This is a genomic window from Streptomyces violaceorubidus, assembly GCF_000717995.1.
GTDB lineage: Bacteria > Actinomycetota > Actinomycetes > Streptomycetales > Streptomycetaceae > Streptomyces > Streptomyces violaceorubidus.
Genome location: NZ_JODM01000016.1, coordinates 37,847 through 55,952, shown reverse-complemented (window position 1 = coordinate 55,952; position 18,106 = coordinate 37,847). Strand labels below are relative to the sequence as shown.

At 73.7% G+C, this 18,106-nt stretch carries 14 protein-coding genes and 1 pseudogene; 10 read left to right on the top strand and 5 right to left on the bottom strand.

Translation table 11 applies throughout. The annotated features are described in order from the left end of the window. The first annotated feature begins 8 nt into the window (after window positions 1–8). The 5 genes from IE94_RS0119925 to IE94_RS0119905 all read left to right on the top strand — a co-directional run bounded on the left by IE94_RS0119925 (window position 9) and on the right by IE94_RS0119905 (window position 6,042). Complete coding sequence (locus IE94_RS0119925) at window positions 9–1,853, top strand: acetyl/propionyl/methylcrotonyl-CoA carboxylase subunit alpha (protein ID WP_030186180.1); 1,845 nt, start codon at window positions 9–11, stop codon at window positions 1,851–1,853. A gap of 80 nt (window positions 1,854–1,933) precedes the next feature. Then, window positions 1,934–3,082, top strand: coding sequence for an acyl-CoA dehydrogenase family protein (locus IE94_RS0119920; protein ID WP_030186177.1), 1,149 nt, complete (start codon window positions 1,934–1,936; stop codon window positions 3,080–3,082). A gap of 37 nt (window positions 3,083–3,119) precedes the next feature. After that, entirely contained in the window at window positions 3,120–4,688 is a 1,569-nt protein-coding gene (locus IE94_RS0119915) for a 4-coumarate--CoA ligase family protein (RefSeq protein ID WP_030186176.1), read from the top strand. Continuing rightward, the gene (locus IE94_RS0119910; RefSeq protein WP_030186174.1) at window positions 4,685–5,428 is read left to right on the top strand and encodes an enoyl-CoA hydratase family protein; all 744 of its coding nucleotides are present in this window, start codon (window positions 4,685–4,687) and stop codon (window positions 5,426–5,428) included. The genes IE94_RS0119915 and IE94_RS0119910 overlap by 4 nt, the downstream gene beginning before the upstream one ends. Further along, the gene (locus IE94_RS0119905) at window positions 5,416–6,042 is read left to right on the top strand and encodes a TetR/AcrR family transcriptional regulator (protein ID WP_030186171.1); all 627 of its coding nucleotides are present in this window, start codon (window positions 5,416–5,418) and stop codon (window positions 6,040–6,042) included. The genes IE94_RS0119910 and IE94_RS0119905 overlap by 13 nt, the downstream gene beginning before the upstream one ends. A gap of 151 nt (window positions 6,043–6,193) precedes the next feature. On the opposite strand, the gene pdxH is transcribed toward IE94_RS0119905, so the two are convergent. After that, complete coding sequence (pdxH, locus tag IE94_RS0119895; RefSeq protein ID WP_030186169.1) at window positions 6,194–6,895, bottom strand: pyridoxamine 5'-phosphate oxidase; 702 nt, start codon at window positions 6,893–6,895, stop codon at window positions 6,194–6,196. A 236-nt stretch (window positions 6,896–7,131) separates the two neighbouring features. Here pdxH and IE94_RS0119890 point away from each other — a divergent pair, with 236 nt between their 5' ends. The 3 genes from IE94_RS0119890 to IE94_RS0119880 all read left to right on the top strand — a co-directional run bounded on the left by IE94_RS0119890 (window position 7,132) and on the right by IE94_RS0119880 (window position 11,015). Beyond that, window positions 7,132–8,232: a citrate synthase 2 gene (locus tag IE94_RS0119890; RefSeq protein ID WP_030186167.1), complete on the top strand. Its 1,101-nt coding sequence runs from the start codon at window positions 7,132–7,134 to the stop codon at window positions 8,230–8,232. Window positions 8,233–8,569: 337 nt separating this feature from the next. Then, on the top strand, window positions 8,570–9,445 hold the full coding sequence (locus tag IE94_RS0119885) for a GNAT family N-acetyltransferase (RefSeq protein WP_030186165.1): 876 nt from the start codon (window positions 8,570–8,572) through the stop codon (window positions 9,443–9,445). 106 nt (window positions 9,446–9,551) lie between these two features. Beyond that, on the top strand, window positions 9,552–11,015 hold the full coding sequence (locus IE94_RS0119880) for a PAS domain-containing protein (RefSeq protein WP_051777560.1): 1,464 nt from the start codon (window positions 9,552–9,554) through the stop codon (window positions 11,013–11,015). Window positions 11,016–11,037: 22 nt separating this feature from the next. Here the strand turns inward: IE94_RS0119880 and IE94_RS0119875 are convergent, their stop codons facing one another. Continuing rightward, window positions 11,038–11,793, bottom strand: a complete 756-nt coding sequence (locus IE94_RS0119875) for an SIS domain-containing protein (RefSeq protein ID WP_030186159.1) — start codon at window positions 11,791–11,793, stop codon at window positions 11,038–11,040. A gap of 223 nt (window positions 11,794–12,016) precedes the next feature. On the opposite strand from IE94_RS0119875, the gene IE94_RS0119870 reads away from it, so the two are divergent. Both IE94_RS0119870 and IE94_RS0119865 read left to right on the top strand, forming a co-directional pair. Then, window positions 12,017–12,709, top strand: coding sequence for an iron-dependent transcriptional repressor DtxR (locus IE94_RS0119870; protein ID WP_007450686.1), 693 nt, complete (start codon window positions 12,017–12,019; stop codon window positions 12,707–12,709). A gap of 499 nt (window positions 12,710–13,208) precedes the next feature. Then, the gene (locus IE94_RS0119865; protein WP_030186158.1) at window positions 13,209–14,111 is read left to right on the top strand and encodes an alpha/beta fold hydrolase; all 903 of its coding nucleotides are present in this window, start codon (window positions 13,209–13,211) and stop codon (window positions 14,109–14,111) included. A gap of 461 nt (window positions 14,112–14,572) precedes the next feature. Here IE94_RS0119865 and IE94_RS35835 read toward each other — a convergent pair. The 3 genes and pseudogenes from IE94_RS35835 to IE94_RS0119850 all read right to left on the bottom strand — a co-directional run bounded on the left by IE94_RS35835 (window position 14,573) and on the right by IE94_RS0119850 (window position 17,804). Next, window positions 14,573–16,172 (bottom strand): annotated as a pseudogene (locus IE94_RS35835) (transporter). A 56-nt stretch (window positions 16,173–16,228) separates the two neighbouring features. Continuing rightward, entirely contained in the window at window positions 16,229–17,005 is a 777-nt protein-coding gene (locus IE94_RS0119855; RefSeq protein WP_030186155.1) for an ABC transporter ATP-binding protein, read from the bottom strand. A 145-nt stretch (window positions 17,006–17,150) separates the two neighbouring features. After that, window positions 17,151–17,804: a bifunctional DNA primase/polymerase gene (locus IE94_RS0119850; RefSeq protein WP_030186152.1), complete on the bottom strand. Its 654-nt coding sequence runs from the start codon at window positions 17,802–17,804 to the stop codon at window positions 17,151–17,153. Between the last annotated feature and the right edge of the window lie 302 nt (window positions 17,805–18,106).

The following is an 18,106-nucleotide window of genomic DNA, read 5'->3' as shown; positions in this document are numbered from 1 at the left end:
GGATCCACATGATTGCTTCCGTACTGGTCGCCAACCGGGGCGAGATCGCCTGCCGCGTCTTCCGCACCTGCGGTGAGTGGGGGATCCGGACCGTCGCCGTGCACTCGGACGCCGACGAGCACGCCCTCCACGCGCGCGTGGCCGACGCGGCCGTACGCCTGCCGGGCGCGTCCCCCGCCGACACCTATCTGCGCGGCGACCTGATCGTGAAGGCCGCCGTCGCCGCCGGGGCCGACGCCGTCCACCCCGGCTACGGCTTCCTCTCCGAGAACGCCGACTTCGCGCGCGCCGTGCGGGACGCGGGCCTGGTGTGGATCGGACCGCCGCCCGAGGCCATCGAGGCGATGGCGTCCAAGACCCGCGCCAAGGAACTCATGGGCATCGCGCCCCTCACCGAGGTCACCGAGGCCGACCTGCCGGTCCTGGTGAAGGCGGCGGCGGGCGGCGGCGGACGCGGCATGCGCGTCGTACGCGACCTCGCCGACCTCGACGCCGAACTGGCCGCCGCCCGCGCGGAGGCCACCAGCGCCTTCGGCGACGGCGAGGTCTTCGTCGAGCCGTACCTGGAGCACGGCCGCCACGTCGAGGTGCAGATCCTCGCCGACACCCACGGCACCGTCTGGGCGCTCGGCACCCGCGACTGCTCGCTCCAGCGCCGCCACCAGAAGGTGATCGAGGAGGCCCCGGCACCCGGCCTGACCCCCGCACTCACCGCCGAACTCCACGACCTCGCCGTCCGCGCCGCCCGCGCCGTCGACTACGTCGGAGCGGGCACCGTGGAGTTCCTCGTCGCCGACGGCAGGGCGCACTTCCTGGAGATGAACACCCGCCTCCAGGTCGAACACCCCGTCACCGAGGCGGTCTTCGGCATCGACCTCGTCGCCCTGCAGCTCCGGATCGCCGAAGGCCACGCCCTGGAGAACGATCCCCCGCGCGCGCGGGGACACGCCGTCGAGGCCCGCCTGTACGCCGAGGACCCCGCGAGCGGCTGGGCCCCCCAGACCGGCCGCCTGCACCGCCTCGCCGTCCCGGACGGCATCCGCCTGGACACCGGCTACACCGACGGCGACGACATCGGCGTCCACTACGACCCGATGCTCGCCAAGGCGGTCGCCCACGCACCCACGCGCGCGGAGGCCGTCCGCCGCCTCGCCGGCGCCCTGGAACGGGCGGCGATCCACGGCCCGGCCACCAACCGCGAGCTGCTCGTGCGCTCGCTGCGCCACGAGGAGTTCACCTCCGGCCGCATGGACACCGGCTTCTACGACCGCCACCTGGCCGCCCTCACCGAGCCGGCCCCCGACCCCCTCGCCCCGCTCGCCGCCGCCCTCGCCGACGCGAGCACCCGCATGGGACGCTTCGGCGGCTGGCGCAACCTGCCCTCGCAACCGCAGGTCAAGCGCTACGCCATGGCGGGCGGGGAGCACGAGGTCCGCTACCGCCACACCCGCACCGGCCTCACCGCCGACGGCGTCCGCGTCGTGCGGGCCGACGCCGAACAGGTCGTCCTCGAAACGGACGGTGTCCGACGCCGCTTCGACATCGCCCGCTACGGCGACGACGTCCACGTCAACGCCACGCGCCTCACCGCCCTGCCCCGCTTCCCCGACCCCACCGCCCAGCACGCCCCCGGCTCCCTGCTGGCCCCCATGCCGGGCACTGTCGTCCGCGTCGCGGAGGGCCTGACGGAGGGCAGCGCCGTCCGGGTGGGCCAGCCGTTGCTGTGGCTGGAGGCCATGAAGATGGAGCACAGGATCACGGCCCCGGTCACCGGCGTACTGACCGCCCTGAACGCCCTTCCCGGCCACCAGGTCGCGGTCGGCTCCCTCCTGGCGGTAGTGCGGGAGACCTAGAGGCGCGGGGCCGCACGGAACCCGCGGCTCCGCCGCGTGGGCGCGAGCAACGACAACGAACCCGCACCCGAAGGAGCACAGTGACCACCCTCATCGAGTCCGACGAGCACACGTCCCTCCGCGCAGCGGTATCAGCCTTCGCCCGGACCCACCCCCACACCCTCGACCCCGAGGACGGCAAACGCCTCTGGCAGGACGCGGCCAAGCTCGGCTACATAGGCGTCAACCTGCCGGAGGCATACGGCGGAGGCGGCGCCGGCATCACCGAACTCTCCCTGGTCCTCGAAGAACTCGGCGCCGCCGGCAGCCCGCTCCTCATGATGATCGTCTCCCCGGCGATCTGCGGCACCGTCATCGCCCGCTTCGGCACCGAGGAGCAGAAGCGCGAGTGGCTCCCCCCTCTCGCCGACGGCACCCGCCTCATGGCCTTCGGCATCACCGAACCCGACGCCGGCTCCAACAGCCACCGCATCACCACCACGGCCCGCCGCGACCCGGCCACCGGGGACTGGCTCCTCACCGGACGCAAGGTCTTCGTCTCCGGCGTCGACATCGCCGACGCCACCCTGATCGTCGGCCGCACCGAAGACGCCCGCACCGGCAGGCTCAAGCCCTGCCTGTTCATCGTCCCGCGCGACGCCCCCGGCTTCGAGCGCCGCCCGATCGCCATGGAACTGAACGCCGTGGAGCGGCAGTTCGAGCTGACCCTCGACGACGTGCGCCTCCCCGCCGACGCGCTGGTCGGCGACGAGGACGCGGGGCTCCTCCAGCTCTTCGCGGGTCTGAACCCCGAGCGCGTGATGACGGCCGCCTTCGCGATCGGCATGGGCCGCCACGCCCTCGCGAAAGCCGTCGAGTACGCCCGCGAACGCGCCGTCTGGAACACCCCCATCGGCGCCCACCAGGCCATCGCGCACCCCCTCGCTCAGGCGCACATCGACCTCGAACTCGCCCGCCTGATGATGCAGAAGGCGGCCCACCTCTACGACGCGGGCGACGACGTGGCAGCGGGCGAGGCCGCCAACATGGCCAAGTACGCGGCCGGGGAGGCCTGTGTGAAGACCGTCGACCAGGCCGTGCACACCCTCGGCGGCAACGGCCTCACCCGCGAGTTCGGGCTCGCCCGGCTGATCACGGCGTCGCGCGTCGCCCGTATCGCCCCGGTGAGCCGGGAGATGATCCTCAACTACGTCTCCCACCAGACCCTGGGCCTGCCCAAGTCGTACTAGCCGTACTAGGCCGTGTCCGAGCGGCGTTGGAGGAACCGTGTTCCGCAGCGAGTACGCAGACGTCCCGCCCGTCGACCTGCCCATCCACGACGCGGTCCTCGGCGGTGCCGCCGCGTTCGGGAGCGCCCCGGCGCTGATCGACGGCACCGACGGCACCACCCTCACCTACGAGCAGGTGGACCGGTTCCACCGGCGCGTCGCCGCCGCCCTCGCCGCCACCGGCGTGCGCAAGGGCGACGTCCTCGCCCTGCACAGCCCCAACACCGTCGCCTTCCCCCTGGCCTTCTACGCCGCCACCCGCGCGGGCGCCTCCGTCACCACGGTGCATCCGCTCGCCACCGCCGAGGAGTTCGCCAAACAGCTGGGGGACTGCGCGGCCCGCTGGATCGTCACCGTCTCGCCCCTCCTGGCCACCGCCCGCCGCGCTGCCGAACTCGCGGGCGGCGTCCGGGAGATCCTGGTCTGCGACACCGCGCCCGGCCACCGCTCGCTCGTCGACATGCTGGCCTCGACGGCGCCCGAACCCTCCGTCGCGATCGACCCCGCCGAGGACGTCGCCGCCCTGCCGTACTCCTCGGGCACCACCGGCACCCCCAAGGGCGTCATGCTCACCCACCGGCAGATCGCCACCAACCTCGCCCAGCTCGAACCGGCGATGCCCGCGGCCCCCGGCGACCGCGTCCTCGCCGTGCTCCCGTTCTTCCACATCTACGGCCTGACCGCCCTGATGAACGCCCCGCTCCGCCTCGGCGCCACCGTCGTCGTCCTGCCCCGCTTCGACCTGGAGCAGTTCCTCGCCGCCATCCAGAACCACCGCATCACCAGCCTCTACGTCGCCCCGCCCCTCGTGCTCGCCCTCGCCAAGCACCCCCTGGTCGCCGACTACGACCTCTCCTCGCTGAAGTACGTCGTCAGTGCCGCCGCACCCCTGGACGCCCGCCTCGCCGCCGCCTGCTCGCAGCGGCTCGGCCTGCCCCCCGTCGGCCAGGCCTACGGCATGACGGAACTCTCCCCGGGCACCCACGTCGTCCCCCTGGACGCCATGACCGACGCGCCGCCCGGCACCGTCGGGAAACTCATCGCCGGCACCGAGATGCGCATCGTCTCCCTCACCGACCCCGGCAAGGACCTCCCCGCGGGCGAGTCCGGGGAGATCCTCATCCGCGGCCCCCAGATCATGAAGGGCTACCTCGGCCGCCCCGACGCCACCGCCGCCATGATCGACACCGACGGCTGGCTGCACACCGGCGACGTCGGCCACGCCGACAGCGACGGCTGGCTGTACGTCGTCGACCGCGTCAAGGAGCTCATCAAGTACAAGGGCTTCCAGGTGGCCCCCGCCGAACTGGAGGCCCTCCTGCTCACCCACCCCGGCATCGCCGACACGGCCGTCGTCGGCGCCTACAACGACGACGGCAACGAAGTACCCCACGCCTTCGTCGTACGCCAGCCGGCCGCACCCGACCTCGCGGAGGGCGAGATCATGATGTACGTCGCCGAACGCGTCGCCCCCTACAAACGCGTCCGCAAGGTCACCTTCGTCGACGCCGTCCCCCGCGCCGCCTCCGGCAAGATCCTCCGCCGCGAGCTGAGGGAGCGGCGGTGACCCCGACCGCCCACGTCGGCCGTACGCGCGCGCGGGGCGTCGAGACCCTCACCCTCGACTCCCCGCACAACCGCAACGCCCTGTCCGCCGCCCTCGTCGCCGCCCTGTCCGCCGCCCTCACCGAAGCGGCCGAGGACCCCGGCGTCCGCGCCGTCCTCCTCACCCACACCGGCACCACCTTCAGCGCCGGCGCCGACCTGCGCGACCCGCCCGACCCGGACGCCCTCGTCGGCCTGCTCCGGCAGCTCGCCGAGGTGCCGAAACCGGTGATCGCCCGCGTCGCCGGGCACGTCCGCGCGGGCGGCCTCGGGCTGGTCGCCGCCTGCGACGTCGCGGCCGCCTCCACGGAGTCGACCTTCGCCTTCACCGAGGTCCGCATCGGCGTCGCGCCCGCCGTCATCTCCCTGACCGTGCTGCCCCGCGCCGACCCCCGCGCCCTGGCCCGCTACTACCTCACCGGCGAGCGCTTCGACGCCGCCGAGGCCGCCCGCATCGGCCTGGTCACCGCGGCGGGCGACGACGTGGACGCCGTACTCGCACCCGTCCTCGACGGGGTGCGCCGTGCCTCTCCGCAGGGCCTGGCCGAGACGAAACGGCTGCTCACGGCTAGGGTGCTGGAGGCCTTCGACCGGGACGCGGCCGACCTGACCGCGCTCTCGGCCCGGCTGTTCGCCTCTCCGCAGGCCCGCGAGGGGATGACGGCCTTCCTCGAACGACGGGATCCGCAATGGGTGGTGTGAGCGGCGCCGTGAACCCGGCCGACCGGGCGGAGCGCGTTCCCAAGCAGGACCGCAGCCGGGCCACCCGGCAACGGCTCCTGGAAGCCGCCGTGGCCTGCCTCGCCGACCGCGGCTGGGCCGGATCCACCGTCTCCGTCGTCGCCGAACACGCCGGGGTCTCCCGCGGCGCCGCCCAGCACCACTTCCCCACCCGCGAGGACCTCTTCACGGCCGCCGTGGAGTACGTCGCCGAGGAACGCTCCACGGCCCTGCGCGCCCTGTTCCCCGAGGGCGCCGCCGCCGACGACCGGCGCGCGGTGGTCGCCGCCCTCGTCGACCTCTACACCGGCCCGCTCTTCCGCGCCGCCCTGCACCTGTGGGTGGCCGCCTCCAACGAGGAGCAGCTGCGCGGCCGGGTCACCGAACTGGAGGCCCGCGTCGGCCGCGAGAGCCACCGCATCGCCGTCGACCTCCTGGGCGCCGACGAGACCCGGCCCGGCACCCGCGAAACCGTCCAGGGCCTGTTGGACATGGCCCGCGGCCTGGGTCTGGCCACCCTCCTCACCGACGACCGCGCCCGGCGGGAACGGGTGGTGGAGCAGTGGGCGCGCCTGCTGGACGCGGCGCTGCGCTGAGGGAGCCGGTCAGGCGGTGCGGAGGTTGCTCAGCCCGCAGCGGATGTGCGGAGCTCCGGCGAACTTCGCGTCCACGGTGACGAGTTCGGCGTCCAGCGTTTCGGCGAGGGCCACGCACGAGGCGTCATTGAGCCAGCACTCCGCCGGCGGATCACGGACTCAGCCGCTCCACCCGCCAGCCCCCGCCGCCCTCCGCCACGTACCGCAGCCGGTCGTGCAGCCGGTTCTCCCGGCCCTGCCAGAACTCCACCGCCTCCGGCACCACCCGGAACCCGCCCCAGTGCGGCGGCACCGGCACCTGCTCGCCCTCCGGGTACCGCGCCGCCAGCTCGGCGTACGCCGCGTCCAGCGCACGGCGATCCGCCACCACCGAGGACTGGACGCTCGCCCAGGCACCCAGCTGCGAGCCGTGCGGCCGGGTCCGGAAGTACGCGGCGGTCTCGTCCCGCCCGGTGCGGCGCGCGACGCCCGTGACCACGACCTGCCGGGCCATCGGGTGCCAGGGGAACAGCAACGAGACATACCGGTTCGCGTCCAGCTCGCGCGCCTTGCGGGAGTCGTAGTTGGTGTAGAAGACGAACCCCTGCTCGTCGAAGTGCTTCAGCAGCACCGCGCGGGAGCTCGGCCGTCCCCGCTCGTCCGCCGTGGAGACGACCATGGCGTTCGGCTCGAACAGCCCCCCGTCCGTCGCCGCCTGCTGGAACCAGCGCGCGAACTGCTCGACCGGCGTCGCCGCCAGCTCGGTCTCGGACAGCCCCTCGGCCCGGTACTGCTTGCGCATCGAGGCGAGATCGAAGGGCACTGCGGCGGCGGGAACGCCGGAATCGGCTTCGCGATCGGTCACGCCGCCCATCCTGCCGTATCCGCCCGCCACCCCACCGGGGTGGCACCGAGTGCCGCACCACTCCCCAAACCTGACACCCGGGGATATCGTGCTTGGTCCCGCTCCGGCCGGATGACCGACGGCCGTACGGGGCATCACAGGGGTGACCGCCGGGACCGCGAGTCGCACACGACCGTGGATCCATGGAGGCGCCGCACCGTCTCCGCCCAGGTCGCCGTACACCACTGATCACGAGGAGCCGCCTGATGTCCGACTTCGTACCCGGGCTAGAGGGAGTCGTCGCCTTCGAGACGGAGATCGCCGAACCCGACAAGGAGGGCGGCGCCCTGCGCTACCGCGGCGTCGACATCGAGGACCTGGTCGGGCACGTCTCCTACGGCAACGTCTGGGGCCTGCTCGTCGACGGAGCCTTCAACCCCGGCCTGCCGCCCGCCGAGCCCTTCCCCATCCCCGTGCACTCCGGCGACATCAGGGTCGACGTCCAGTCCGCCCTCGCGATGCTCGCCCCCGCCTGGGGCCTCAAACCCCTCCTGGACATCGACGCCGCGCAGGCCCGCGACGACCTCGCCCGCGCCGCCGTCATGGCCCTGTCCTACGTCGCCCAGTCCGCGCGCGGCCAGAGCCTGCCCATGGTCCCGCAGCGCGAGATCGACAAGGCCCGGTCGGTCGTCGAACGCTTCATGATCCGCTGGCGCGGCGAGCCCGACCCCAAGCACGTCGCCGCCGTCGACGCCTACTGGACCTCCGCCGCCGAGCACGGCATGAACGCCTCCACCTTCACCGCCCGCGTCATCGCCTCCACCGGCGCGGACGTCGCCGCCGCCCTCTCCGGGGCCGTGGGCGCCATGTCGGGACCGCTGCACGGCGGCGCCCCGTCCCGCGTCCTGCACATGATCGAGGAGATCGAGCGCACCGGGGACGCCGAGGCCTACGTCAAGAAGACCCTCGACGCGGGCGAACGCCTCATGGGCTTCGGCCACCGCGTCTACCGCGCCGAGGACCCCCGCGCCCGTGTCCTGCGCCGCACCGCCCGCGAACTGGGCGCCCCGCGCTACGAGGTCGCCGAGGCACTGGAGAAGGCCGCCCTGGCCGAGCTGCACGCCCGCCGCCCCGACCGGGTCCTGGCCACCAACGTCGAGTTCTGGGCCGCCATCATGCTGGACTTCGCCGAGGTCCCGGCCCCCATGTTCACCTCGATGTTCACCTGCGCCCGCACGGCCGGCTGGTCCGCCCACATCCTGGAGCAGAAGCGCACCGGCCGCCTGGTCCGCCCCTCCGCCCGCTACGTGGGCCCGGGCACCCGCGACCCGCGCGAGATCGAGGGCTACGCCGACATCGCGGACTGAGGGTCCCGGCCCTGAACGCAGGCGACCCGCGAGTCTGGTTCCTCCGTGGAGGAGCCGGCCGGACGTACCGGCGACTCGCGGGTCGGGTGACTGCTTGGGATGGGGCCGACTGCGCGCTTCTGTCACGCGCTGGTCCGGCGCCGCACTCCGTGTGGTGCCGGGCCGCTAGCCCGCAGCCACCTCACGCGTCCGGTTGTCATACATCTGCCGAACCACCTCCCTTCTCGTGTACGGCCCACCCTAGGAACCGGTCGGCCGCCGGGCAATCGAATTTACGGACCGATTCGTCGTCGATCTCCCATGGACGCGTCTTCGCTGGTCACCTACGGTTTCGCCCATGACGAGACGCCAGGGGGGCCCGCCGGTCAGGCGGGCGACAGTCAGCGGGTCGACGTTCGAGGAGCGCATCGGGTACGCCCGGGCCGTCGTCGACGGCGACCGGGTACACGTGTCGGGGACGACCGGGTTCGACTACGCGTCGATGACGATCTCCGAGGACGTGGTGGAGCAGGCCGAGCAGTGCCTGCGGAACATCGGGGCCGCGCTGGCCGAGGCGGGATGCGCGTTCGCGGACGTGGTGCGGGTGCGCTACCTGCTGCCCGCGCGGGAGGACTTCGAGCCGTGCTGGCCGGTGCTGCGGCGGGCGTTCGGGCAGGTGCGGCCGGCCGCGACGATGATGGTGTGCGGGCTCGCGGACGAACGGATGCGCATCGAGATCGAGGTGGACGCGCGTCGCGGGACGGTCGCGGCCGGCGCGGGCTCGGCGCTGCGGATCGAGCCGGTGGACGGGGACGCCATGGTGGAGGAGTGGCGGCACGTGCACAACGTGATCGTTCCTCCGGCCGCCATGACCCTCGACGAGGCGCGGGAGCGCGCCGGGCGCAACCGGCTGGCCAACGCCTACCTCGGGGACGTGCTCGTCGGCTGCTCCACCGTGCGGCCGCCCGGGGGCGAGGAGCGGGCGGCGACCGTGATCGCGCGGGTGCTGCCGGCGTACCGGGGGCGCGGGATCGGCACCGCGCTCTACGAGGCGGGGCTGGCCCACGCGCGCGAGCTGGACGCCGGGGCGGTGGAGACCGTGGTGCTGGCGGCCAACGCCGACGGGTTGCGGTTCGCCGGCGCACGTGGGTTCGTGGAGAAGGAGCGGTACGTGCTCGACGGCGAGCGCGAGGAGTGGGTCGACCTGAGACTCGCCGAGGCCCGCCCGGCATGATCCGCGGCGCCCCCGTCATGACGGGGGCTTATGCCGAGTTTCCGCAGTACAACGATTTCCGCCAACTTGCGGGAACCCCGTGTGTGCTGCATCACGTTCGAGTTGAATGAAGGCCAGTGAACGAACCGACGTACGGTACGGCGGACGCAGCCTGCAGGGGGCCCAGGTGAGTGCTTCGCGGCGTAGTGGGACCACCGACGAGCTGGGGCCGGACGAGCCGGAGCAGCCCGAGCGGGACGGCGCGGACCTGTTGGCCGCGCTCCTCGACGGCATGGACGCGGCCCTGTGCGCCTTCGACGCGGACGGCGTCGTGACCCATTGGAACCGCGAGGCGGAGCGCATCCTGGGCTGGAGCGCGGCGGAGGCCGTGGGACGGCGGGGCTTCGCCGGATGGGCCGTGCGCAGCGCGGACGCCGGCGAGGTGGAGGAGCGGCTGCTGTCCGCCATGCGCGCACCGGGCCGTCAGGTGCACGAGTTCGCCCTGCTGACCAAGGACGGCGGCCGGGTGCTGGTGCGCACCCAGTCCGCGGCGGTGCGCGGTCCCGACGGCAGGCCCGCGGGGGTGTACTGCGCCTTCAGCGAGGTGCACGCGCAGATCGACCTGGAGCGGTCCATCGCGCTCAGCGAGGCCCTGCTGGAGGACGCGAGCTGGGGTGTCGTCCTGGTGGACGTGGACCTGCGCCCCGCCGTGGTCAACGCGCACGCCGCGCGGGCGCTCGGGGCCGGGCGCACGTCCGTGCTGGGACGGCCGCTCGGTGATCTGCTCGCCCAGGGCGTCGAGGAGCTGGAGAACGCGCTGACGCACGTCCTGGCCGAGGGCGCGCCGCCCGGGCCCGCCGAGGTGTGGGTGAGCCTGCGCACGCCGGAGGGCGAGCGGCGCCGGTGCTGGCGCAGCGGGTTCGTGCGGCTGGCCTCGCCGCTGGCGGAGGAGCCGGTCCCGCTGGGCGTCGGCTGGCTGTTCCAGGACGTCACGGAGTCGAAGCAGGGCGAGCAGGAGGCGGCGCTGCTGCGCTTCAGGGCCAACCAGCTGCACCGGGCGGCGCGGGCCGCGGCGGAGTGCGAGGACCCGGCGGAGGCCGCGGTCGTCCACCTGGACTTCGCGTTGGCCGGGTTCGCCGACCACGCCCTGATCGACCGCGTGGTGGGCGGGGCGGAGGTGGACACCGACGCGAGCGAGCCGGTGCGGCTGGTGCGGGTCGCGGTCACCCCGTCGGGCGCGCCGGGCCCGAGCGTGCCGTCCGGGACCTCCGGGATGCCGGTGCGCTACGGCGAGGGGCACCCCGCCGTGCAGTGCGTGGAGCGGTCGGGCTCGGTGCGGGCCAGCGCCGGTGTGCGGGCGGTCCCGGCCGAGCAGGTGCGCCGGTGGGCCACGGCCCGCCAGTGGCCGGAGGACACGGTGCACGGCCTGTGCGCCGTCCTGCGCAGCCGCGGCCGGACACTGGGCGTCGTCACGTTCCTGCGCGGCGCGGGACGCAGCGCCTTCGAGCGACCGGACGCGACGTACGCCGAGGACGTGGCGGTGCGGATCGCGACCGCGCTGGACCTGGCCGGCGTGCTGGAGCGGCCGTAGCCGGAGCGGGCGCCGGATGCGCTCAGCGGCGGTAGAAGATGCGGTCCCGGTACTGCTCCAGCACCCGGCCGTTCCATTCGTGGCCGCCGTCCACGTTGCCCGAGCGCAGCAGCGGGGGTTCGACGCCGCGGTCGGCGAGGGTCGCGGCCGCCGTGGCCGTCATGGACTGCACGAGGGCGCTGGTGACCACCGTGGAGGCGGGGGCGAAGGGCGCCGGGACGGTGTCGAGGGTGAGCTCCGCGTCGCCGACGGCGATCTTGGAGTCCAGTACGACGTCGCAGTGGTCCTTGAGGAAGGTGCCGGAGGCGTGCCGCGACGTCGTCTCGGAGGCGTAGGCCACCGAGGTCACGCCGATGACCCGGACGCCGAGGGCGCGCGCGTTCATGGCCATCTCCACGGGCAGGGCGTTGCGCCCGGAGAGGGAGATGATCACCAGGGCGTCGCCCGCGCGCAGCGGGGAGGAGTCCAGTACGGCGCTCGCGAGGCCGTCGACCCGCTCCAGGGCGGAGCCGAGCGTGGCGGGCATCACGTCGACGCCGACGACGCCGGGCACGGCGAGCAGGTTCATCAGGGCGAGTCCGCCGGCGCGGTACACGACGTCCTGGGCGGCGAGGGAGGAGTGACCGGCGCCGAAGGCGAAGAGCCGGCCACCGCTCAGCACGGTGTCGGCGAGCAGCGTGCCGGCCGCCTCGATGCTCTCCGCCTCCTCGTCGCGGACCCGTCGCAGGAGGTCGATCGCCGCGTCGAGGAACTGGCCGGCCGGCTTGTGGTCACTCATGCGGGACCCCTTCGGAGTGGCTGCGTCGCGGATCACGGTGCGGTCTGGACCAGCGCGGTGTCAATACGGCGTCGGAGCGGCGGCGAGGGCCCGGCCCGGGCCCGGCCGGGCCCGGCTTCACGCGGCGAGGCACGGTTGTCGGTGGTATGCGTCAGAATTGGTGGCAGGGCCAGCGCACACGCCGGCGGGCCGCAGCCTCCGGCAATCTCATCGAGGGGCACGTATGTCCGGACTGATCGACACCACGGAGATGTACCTCCGCACCATCCTGGAGCTGGAGGAGGAAGGTGTGGTCCCGATGCGCGCCCGGATCGCCGAGCGGCTCGACCAGAGCGGTCCCACGGTCAGCCAGACGGTGGCGCGGATGGAGCGGGACGGGCTGGTGTCCGTGGCGGCGGACCGGCATCTGGAGCTGACCGACGAGGGCAGGCGGCTGGCCACGCGCGTGATGCGCAAGCACCGGCTCGCCGAGTGCCTGCTCGTCGACGTGATCGGCCTGGAGTGGGAGCAGGTGCACGCGGAGGCGTGCCGCTGGGAGCACGTGATGAGCGAGGCGGTCGAGCGCCGCGTCCTCGAGCTGCTGCGGCACCCGACCGAGTCGCCGTACGGGAACCCGATCCCGGGCCTGGAGGAGCTGGGCGAGACGGACGGGGCCGATCCGTTCCTGGACGAGGGCATGGTGTCCCTCGCCGACCTCGACCCGGGGGCCGAGGGCAAGACGGTCGTGGTGCGCCGGATCGGCGAGCCGATCCAGACGGACGCGCAGCTGATGTACACGCTGCGCCGGGCCGGGGTGCAGCCCGGGTCGGTGGTGAGCGTGACCGAGTCGGCGGGTGGCGTGCTGGTGGGCAGCGGCGGCGAGGCCGCCGAGCTGGAGGCGGACACCGCCTCCCACGTGTTCGTCGCCAAGCGCTGACCGCGCTCCGGAGGGGGCCGTCGGCAGGGGCCCGGCGATTCGGGGTCCCAGTGCACCGAATCGCAGCGGGCGGGCGCTTCGCGTGCGAGGCTGTCGCGTGAGGCATGAGGATGCGAGGGGCTCTTGGCCCGTGGCCGACAGCGATGTCGCCCGGCCGGAGGGGGGATGGGCATGCCGGAGAGACGGAGAGGGCCCCGGCGCCGTGTGGCGCCGGGGCCTGTCCTCCCCTGTGCTGACCTGGAGCCCCGAGCTCTCAAGGTCAATCCCCTCGGACCGATTTCCCCGAGCGGTCCGCCTCCCGTTGAAGATCTCCCCTGGGCGGCGGCGATCAATCCCTGAGCGGTGTCACTCGAATGAGGGGTGTTGCTCGTCGAAACGGCTCTTTCGAATGCGTATTCGATAGATTCGCTACTCTGCACGGCAGGCAGGACACGGTTCACAGGGCGGCCGGCCCGCGAGGGCGGGCGGGTCCGAGCGGAGCTTGGGGGTGCCAGGACCTATGGCGCGGCGCATCGACGTGACCGGCGCGGGCGGCGTACGCCTCGCGGCCTGGGAGTTCGGCGACCCACTCAAGACGGATCGGGAGCACGACCCGTCGGGGCCCGTGTCCGCCCCCGCGTCCGGTGCCGGGGACCTGCCCGCGGTGCTGTTACTGCACGGCCTGATGGGCCGCGCCTCGCACTGGGCCCCCACCGCCCGCTGGCTCTCCGCCCGCCACCGGGCCGTCGCCCTCGACCAGCGCGGCCACGGCCGCAGCGACAAGCCCCCGCGGGCCGCCTACACCCGGGAGGCGTACGTCGAGGACGTCGAGGCCGCCCTGGAGCAGCTCGGCCTCGGCCCGGCCGTCCTCATCGGCCACGCCATGGGCGCGCTGACCGCCTGGCAGCTCGCCGCGAAACGCCCCGACCTGGTCCGCGGCCTGATCATCTGCGACATGCGGGCCTCCGCCCTCGGCGCCGCCTCCCAGCACACCTGGACCGAGTGGTTCCGCGCCTGGCCGGTCCCCTTCGCCACGCTCGCCGACGTGCGCAAGTGGTTCGGCGAGGACGACCCCTGGGTGGAGCGGCCGAATCCGGCCCGCGGCGAGTTCTACGCCGAGGTGATGGCCGAGTCCCCGGACGGCTGGCGCCCCGTCTTCGAACCCGAGCAGATGCTGCGCTCCCGCGAGACGTGGATCTACGACGCCCACTGGGAGGAGCTGGCCCAGGTGCGCTGCCCCACCCTGGTCGTGCGCGGCCTCGACGGCGAGCTGGGCCGCGCCGAGGCCCAGGAGATGGTCCGCGTCCTGCCGAACGGCCAGTACGCGGAGGTCGCCGACGCCGGCCACCTCGTCCACTACGACCAGCCGGAGGCGTGGCGCGCGGCCATCGAGCCGTTCCTGAACACCCTCGGGGACACCTGACCGCCCTTCCGGCCCGTGCACCGCCCGTGCGCACCCGCCGCCCGCTGCGCGCCGCCCGCCGCCCGTGCACTGCCTGTCGCCCGCTTCCGGTCCGTGCGCGGCCTGGCGGCCTGTGCGCTGTCTGCCGTCTGCTGTCCCCCGTCGGCCTGCGGTCCGTCTGCCGCGTACCTTCGGTCCGTGCGCGGCCTGGCGGCCTGTGCGCTGTCTGCCGCTTGCTGTCCATCGTCCGCCTGCGGCTCCCCCTGCCGCCCGCTTCCGTCCGGCGGCCCGTGCGCGCCTGCGGTCCCCTGCCGCCCCTGCGCCCGCCCGCCGCTCGTGGACCGTGGGCGGCCACTCACCGGGTGCCGCCCGCTCACTGCCCCGCCCCGCCCCGCCCCGCCCCGCCCCCGCCCGCTCGCCGTGTGCCCAGCGTGCCCCGGCTCCCCTCACCGTGTGCCGCCCGCGTCAGGGAGCCCGGTCCGTCACCCCTTGCTGACCGCCGCGAGGATCTCCGGCAGTCGGCCCGCCGTCCGCGGCGCGGCCAGTCGCAGGCCCAGCAGGGTCAGCGTGGCGCCGTACACCGCGCCGACCGGCAGCAGTACCCAGCCCATGCCCTCGGGGCCCTCGCTCACGTTCAGCCAGATCGTGAGCGCGATCACGGGCGCGCACAGCAGGGCCGCGCCGATCATGCCGCCGAAGATCGAGACCCAGGCCAGCCCGACCTGACCCGGGGCGACGTTCTTGTACCCCTCCTGCGGGATGGAGTACGGGAAGCGCGCCGAGGTCCACGCACCGGTCGCCAGCATCGCGCCGAGCAGTGCGAAGGACAGGCCGAGCGCCTCGGGCAGGGCCCGCCAGTCGTCGAGCATCGCGGTGGTCAGGACCGTGACGAGGGTGGCGTACGGCAGCGTGATCAGCAGCAGCGCCAGCGCGCGGGCCCGCAGCTCGACGTAGGCGTCCCGGGTCGAGGAGATCGTCGTCGCGACCATCCAGAACGCGGATGTGTCCTGCCCGAACTGGTTGTACATCTGGATGCCGAGCATCCCGGCGGCGAAGCAGGCGAAGTAGACCGAGCCGGTGCCCTGCCAGGCGTTGAACACCGGCACGATCAGGCCGATGGCCAGCGAGGTCACCCACGCCGCCTTGGTCTTCGGGTCGCGCCACACATAGCGCAGGGTGCGCTCCATGGTGGTGCCGGTACGGCCCGCCGGGAGCCACCGGGCGAGTCCGGCCGAGCCGCGTTCGCGCGCCGCGCCGGTGTCGCTCCGGACGGTGGAGCCGTCGGGCAGGTCATCAGCCGCGTCAGGTGCCCCGCCCAAACCCGCAGCAGCAGCACCAGCGCGGCGGCGGTCAGCGCCAGCTGGGCCAGCGCGGTGCCGTACGACCCGTGGCTCGCCGCGTCCATCGCGTCGACCGCCGACGCGGGCGGTACCCAGCGCACCACGTCCGCCACCGGGTCCAGCTCGCCGAGCCCCGAGGAACCCAGCCGCTGCGCGCCGAAGTTGACGAGCTGCGCGCCCACCGCGACGACCAGCCCGCTCAGCACCGCGAGATCGCGCCCCTTGCGGCTGGTCAGCAGCCGTACGTTGGCGGCGGCGACGGCCCGCGCCAGGGTGACGCACACCAGCAGCGCGAGGACCGCGCCGACGACCCCCACGGCGTATGCCGCCCCGCCGTGCGCGACCGCGACCACCGAACCGGCGAACACGCACAGGGTGAACAGCGGTCCGATGCCCACCAGCGAGGAGACGAGCAGGGCCCGCACCAGGGGGCCGGGCCGCAGCGGCAGCATCACCAGCCGGGTGGGGTCGAGCGTCTCGTCGCCGCCGGGGAAGAACAGCGGCATCACCGCCCAGCCCAGCGCGAGCACCGCCGCGAGCAGCACGACCAGCGAGTCCACGTGGGCGTACCCGCGCAGGGCGATCAGACCGATCAGCTGGAGCGCGGTGAAGAGCAGCACGAGGGCGGCGGAGGCGACATAGGCGGCCCGCCGTCCGCCGGACTGCCGCAGTCCGTTGCGCAGGAGCGACAGCTTCAGCCGTACGAAGACGATGTGACGGATGTGACGGACGTGACGGACATGACCGGTGTGGCCGAGGGGACAGGTGTGACCGGCGCCCCCGGCGGGGTGGGCGTGCTCATCGGGCGCCGCCGCCCAGCCAGTCCAGGTCCGATCCGGCGTCCCGGCCCCCCGCACCGACGAGTTCGAGGAACGCCTCCTGCAAGGAGTCCGCCTCGCCGCGCACCTCCGCGAGCGTTCCGGTGGCCCGGATCCGGCCGGCGGCCATGACGGCCACCCAGTCGCACAGCGACTCGACCAGCTCCATGACGTGGGAGGAGAAGACGACGGTGGCGCCGGAGGCGGTGTAGCGCTCCAGAACGCCCCGGATGATCTGCGCGGACACCGGGTCGACGCCCTCGAACGGCTCGTCCAGGAACAGCACTTCCGGATTGTGCAGCAGGGCGGCGGCGAGACCGATCTTCTTCCGCATGCCGGTCGAGTAGTCGACGACCAGCTTGTGCTGGGCCCCCGCGAGGTCCAGCACGTCGAGGAGCTGCGTGGCCCGCCTGTCGACCTCCTCGCCGGGCAGTCCGCGCAACCGGCCGGTGTAGCCGAGCAGTTCCCGCCCCGACAGCCGCTCGAACAGCCGCAGCCCCTCGGGCAGCACCCCGATCCTGGCCTTCACCTCGACGGGATCGCGCCACACGTCGTGTCCCACGACCTCGACCGTCCCCCGGTCCGGCCGCAGCAGCCCGGTCACCATGGAGAGCGTGGTGGTCTTCCCGGCCCCGTTGGGCCCGACGAGCCCGATGAACCTCCCCGCCGGCAACTCCAGATCGATCCCGCCCACGGCGACCTGCTGCCCGAACCGCTTCCAGAGCCCCTCAACCCGCACGGCGCTGCTACTCACCACGTCTCCCTCCGTCGCTTCGCACCCTACGGGGGAGCAGCGCCCCGAAGGGGGTGCGGGGAACCGCGCGAGCGACCGTGCGAGCGACCACGCGACCGGCCGGCCGCCGCCGCCGAAGCCGAGCAACCCGGCGGACGAGCAGGCGTCCCTAACGATCCCGGCCGCACGCATACGCCAACGGCGAGATCAACTCCTCCACATCCGGCAGCCACCGATTCGCCGGCGTGGGCCGGCAGGCCCACTGCACCGCGCCCCACGACCCGAACCGCGTCGGCGGCGCCGCCACGTACGCCCCCTCACCGAGCACGCCCAGATCGAGCACTCGGGGCGCCCACCCCAACCGCCGCACGAGGTCCGGCACTTTGGCCCCGGCACCCGGAAGGACGAAGAACCGCATCCGGCGGTCGGGCGCCAGCGTCACCGGTCCCAGCGTCAGTTCCATCCGCTGCATCCGGGCCAGCGCCAGGAACCCGGCGGTCTCGGGCACGTCGATCGCGTCGAAGGTCCGCCCCGTGGGCAGCAGGATCGAGGCCGACTGCTGCTTCTGCCACATCCGCCGCACGACGGTCGCGCTGCCCGTGGCCTGCGCCGCCCAGTCCTCGCGCGCCGGGTGCGCGCCCGGGGCGGCGCACGCCGGGTCGCCGCAGGAGCAGCGCTGCGCCCCGCCGGCGGGCACCAGCCAGGTGCCGGGAAACACGTCCCAGTGGCGCTCCTCGGTGTAGCGAACGGCGGTCTCCAGCAGCGAGGTGCCGCGCTGCTGCGGGATCTGGGCGGCTTCGGTGCCGGGGATGGTCTCTTCCACGTGGGACTCAACTCCCGTGCCCACCGGGGGTTACGGGCGCCGCGCGCGCGGGGGAGGTGCATCGGCGCCGCTTTCGGGGCGCATGGGTGCACAGGCGGGGGCGCGCAGGAGGATTCACCGCGGGAGCTGGGTAGCCAGCACTGGGGCCGGCACCGGCCGTCACCCCGGCAATCCTCGCAAAGTTCGCAAGTCTCGCATTGTCGGCACATCGACTGGGCATTGATCTTCACGGCCGGATCCGTCGCATCCACCTCACCGATCCGCCGGGACAGCTTCGAGACCGCATGAGACCGCATGGGGGT

Excerpts from the sequence above, each read along its gene's own strand:
- IE94_RS0119870 (WP_007450686.1), top strand. The coding sequence starts at position 12,017 with ATGTCCGGACTGATCGACACCACGGAGATGTACCTCCGCACCATCCTG.
- IE94_RS0119925 (WP_030186180.1), top strand. The coding sequence starts at position 9 with ATGATTGCTTCCGTACTGGTCGCCAACCGGGGCGAGATCGCCTGCCGC.
- IE94_RS0119875 (WP_030186159.1), bottom strand. The coding sequence starts at position 11,793 with ATGAGTGACCACAAGCCGGCCGGCCAGTTCCTCGACGCGGCGATCGAC.
- IE94_RS0119905 (WP_030186171.1), top strand. The coding sequence starts at position 5,416 with ATGGGTGGTGTGAGCGGCGCCGTGAACCCGGCCGACCGGGCGGAGCGC.
- IE94_RS0119885 (WP_030186165.1), top strand. The coding sequence starts at position 8,570 with ATGACGAGACGCCAGGGGGGCCCGCCGGTCAGGCGGGCGACAGTCAGC.
- pdxH (WP_030186169.1), bottom strand. The coding sequence starts at position 6,895 with ATGGGCGGCGTGACCGATCGCGAAGCCGATTCCGGCGTTCCCGCCGCC.
- IE94_RS0119865 (WP_030186158.1), top strand. The coding sequence starts at position 13,209 with ATGGCGCGGCGCATCGACGTGACCGGCGCGGGCGGCGTACGCCTCGCG.
- IE94_RS0119880 (WP_051777560.1), top strand. The coding sequence starts at position 9,552 with ATGAAGGCCAGTGAACGAACCGACGTACGGTACGGCGGACGCAGCCTG.
- IE94_RS0119890 (WP_030186167.1), top strand. The coding sequence starts at position 7,132 with ATGTCCGACTTCGTACCCGGGCTAGAGGGAGTCGTCGCCTTCGAGACG.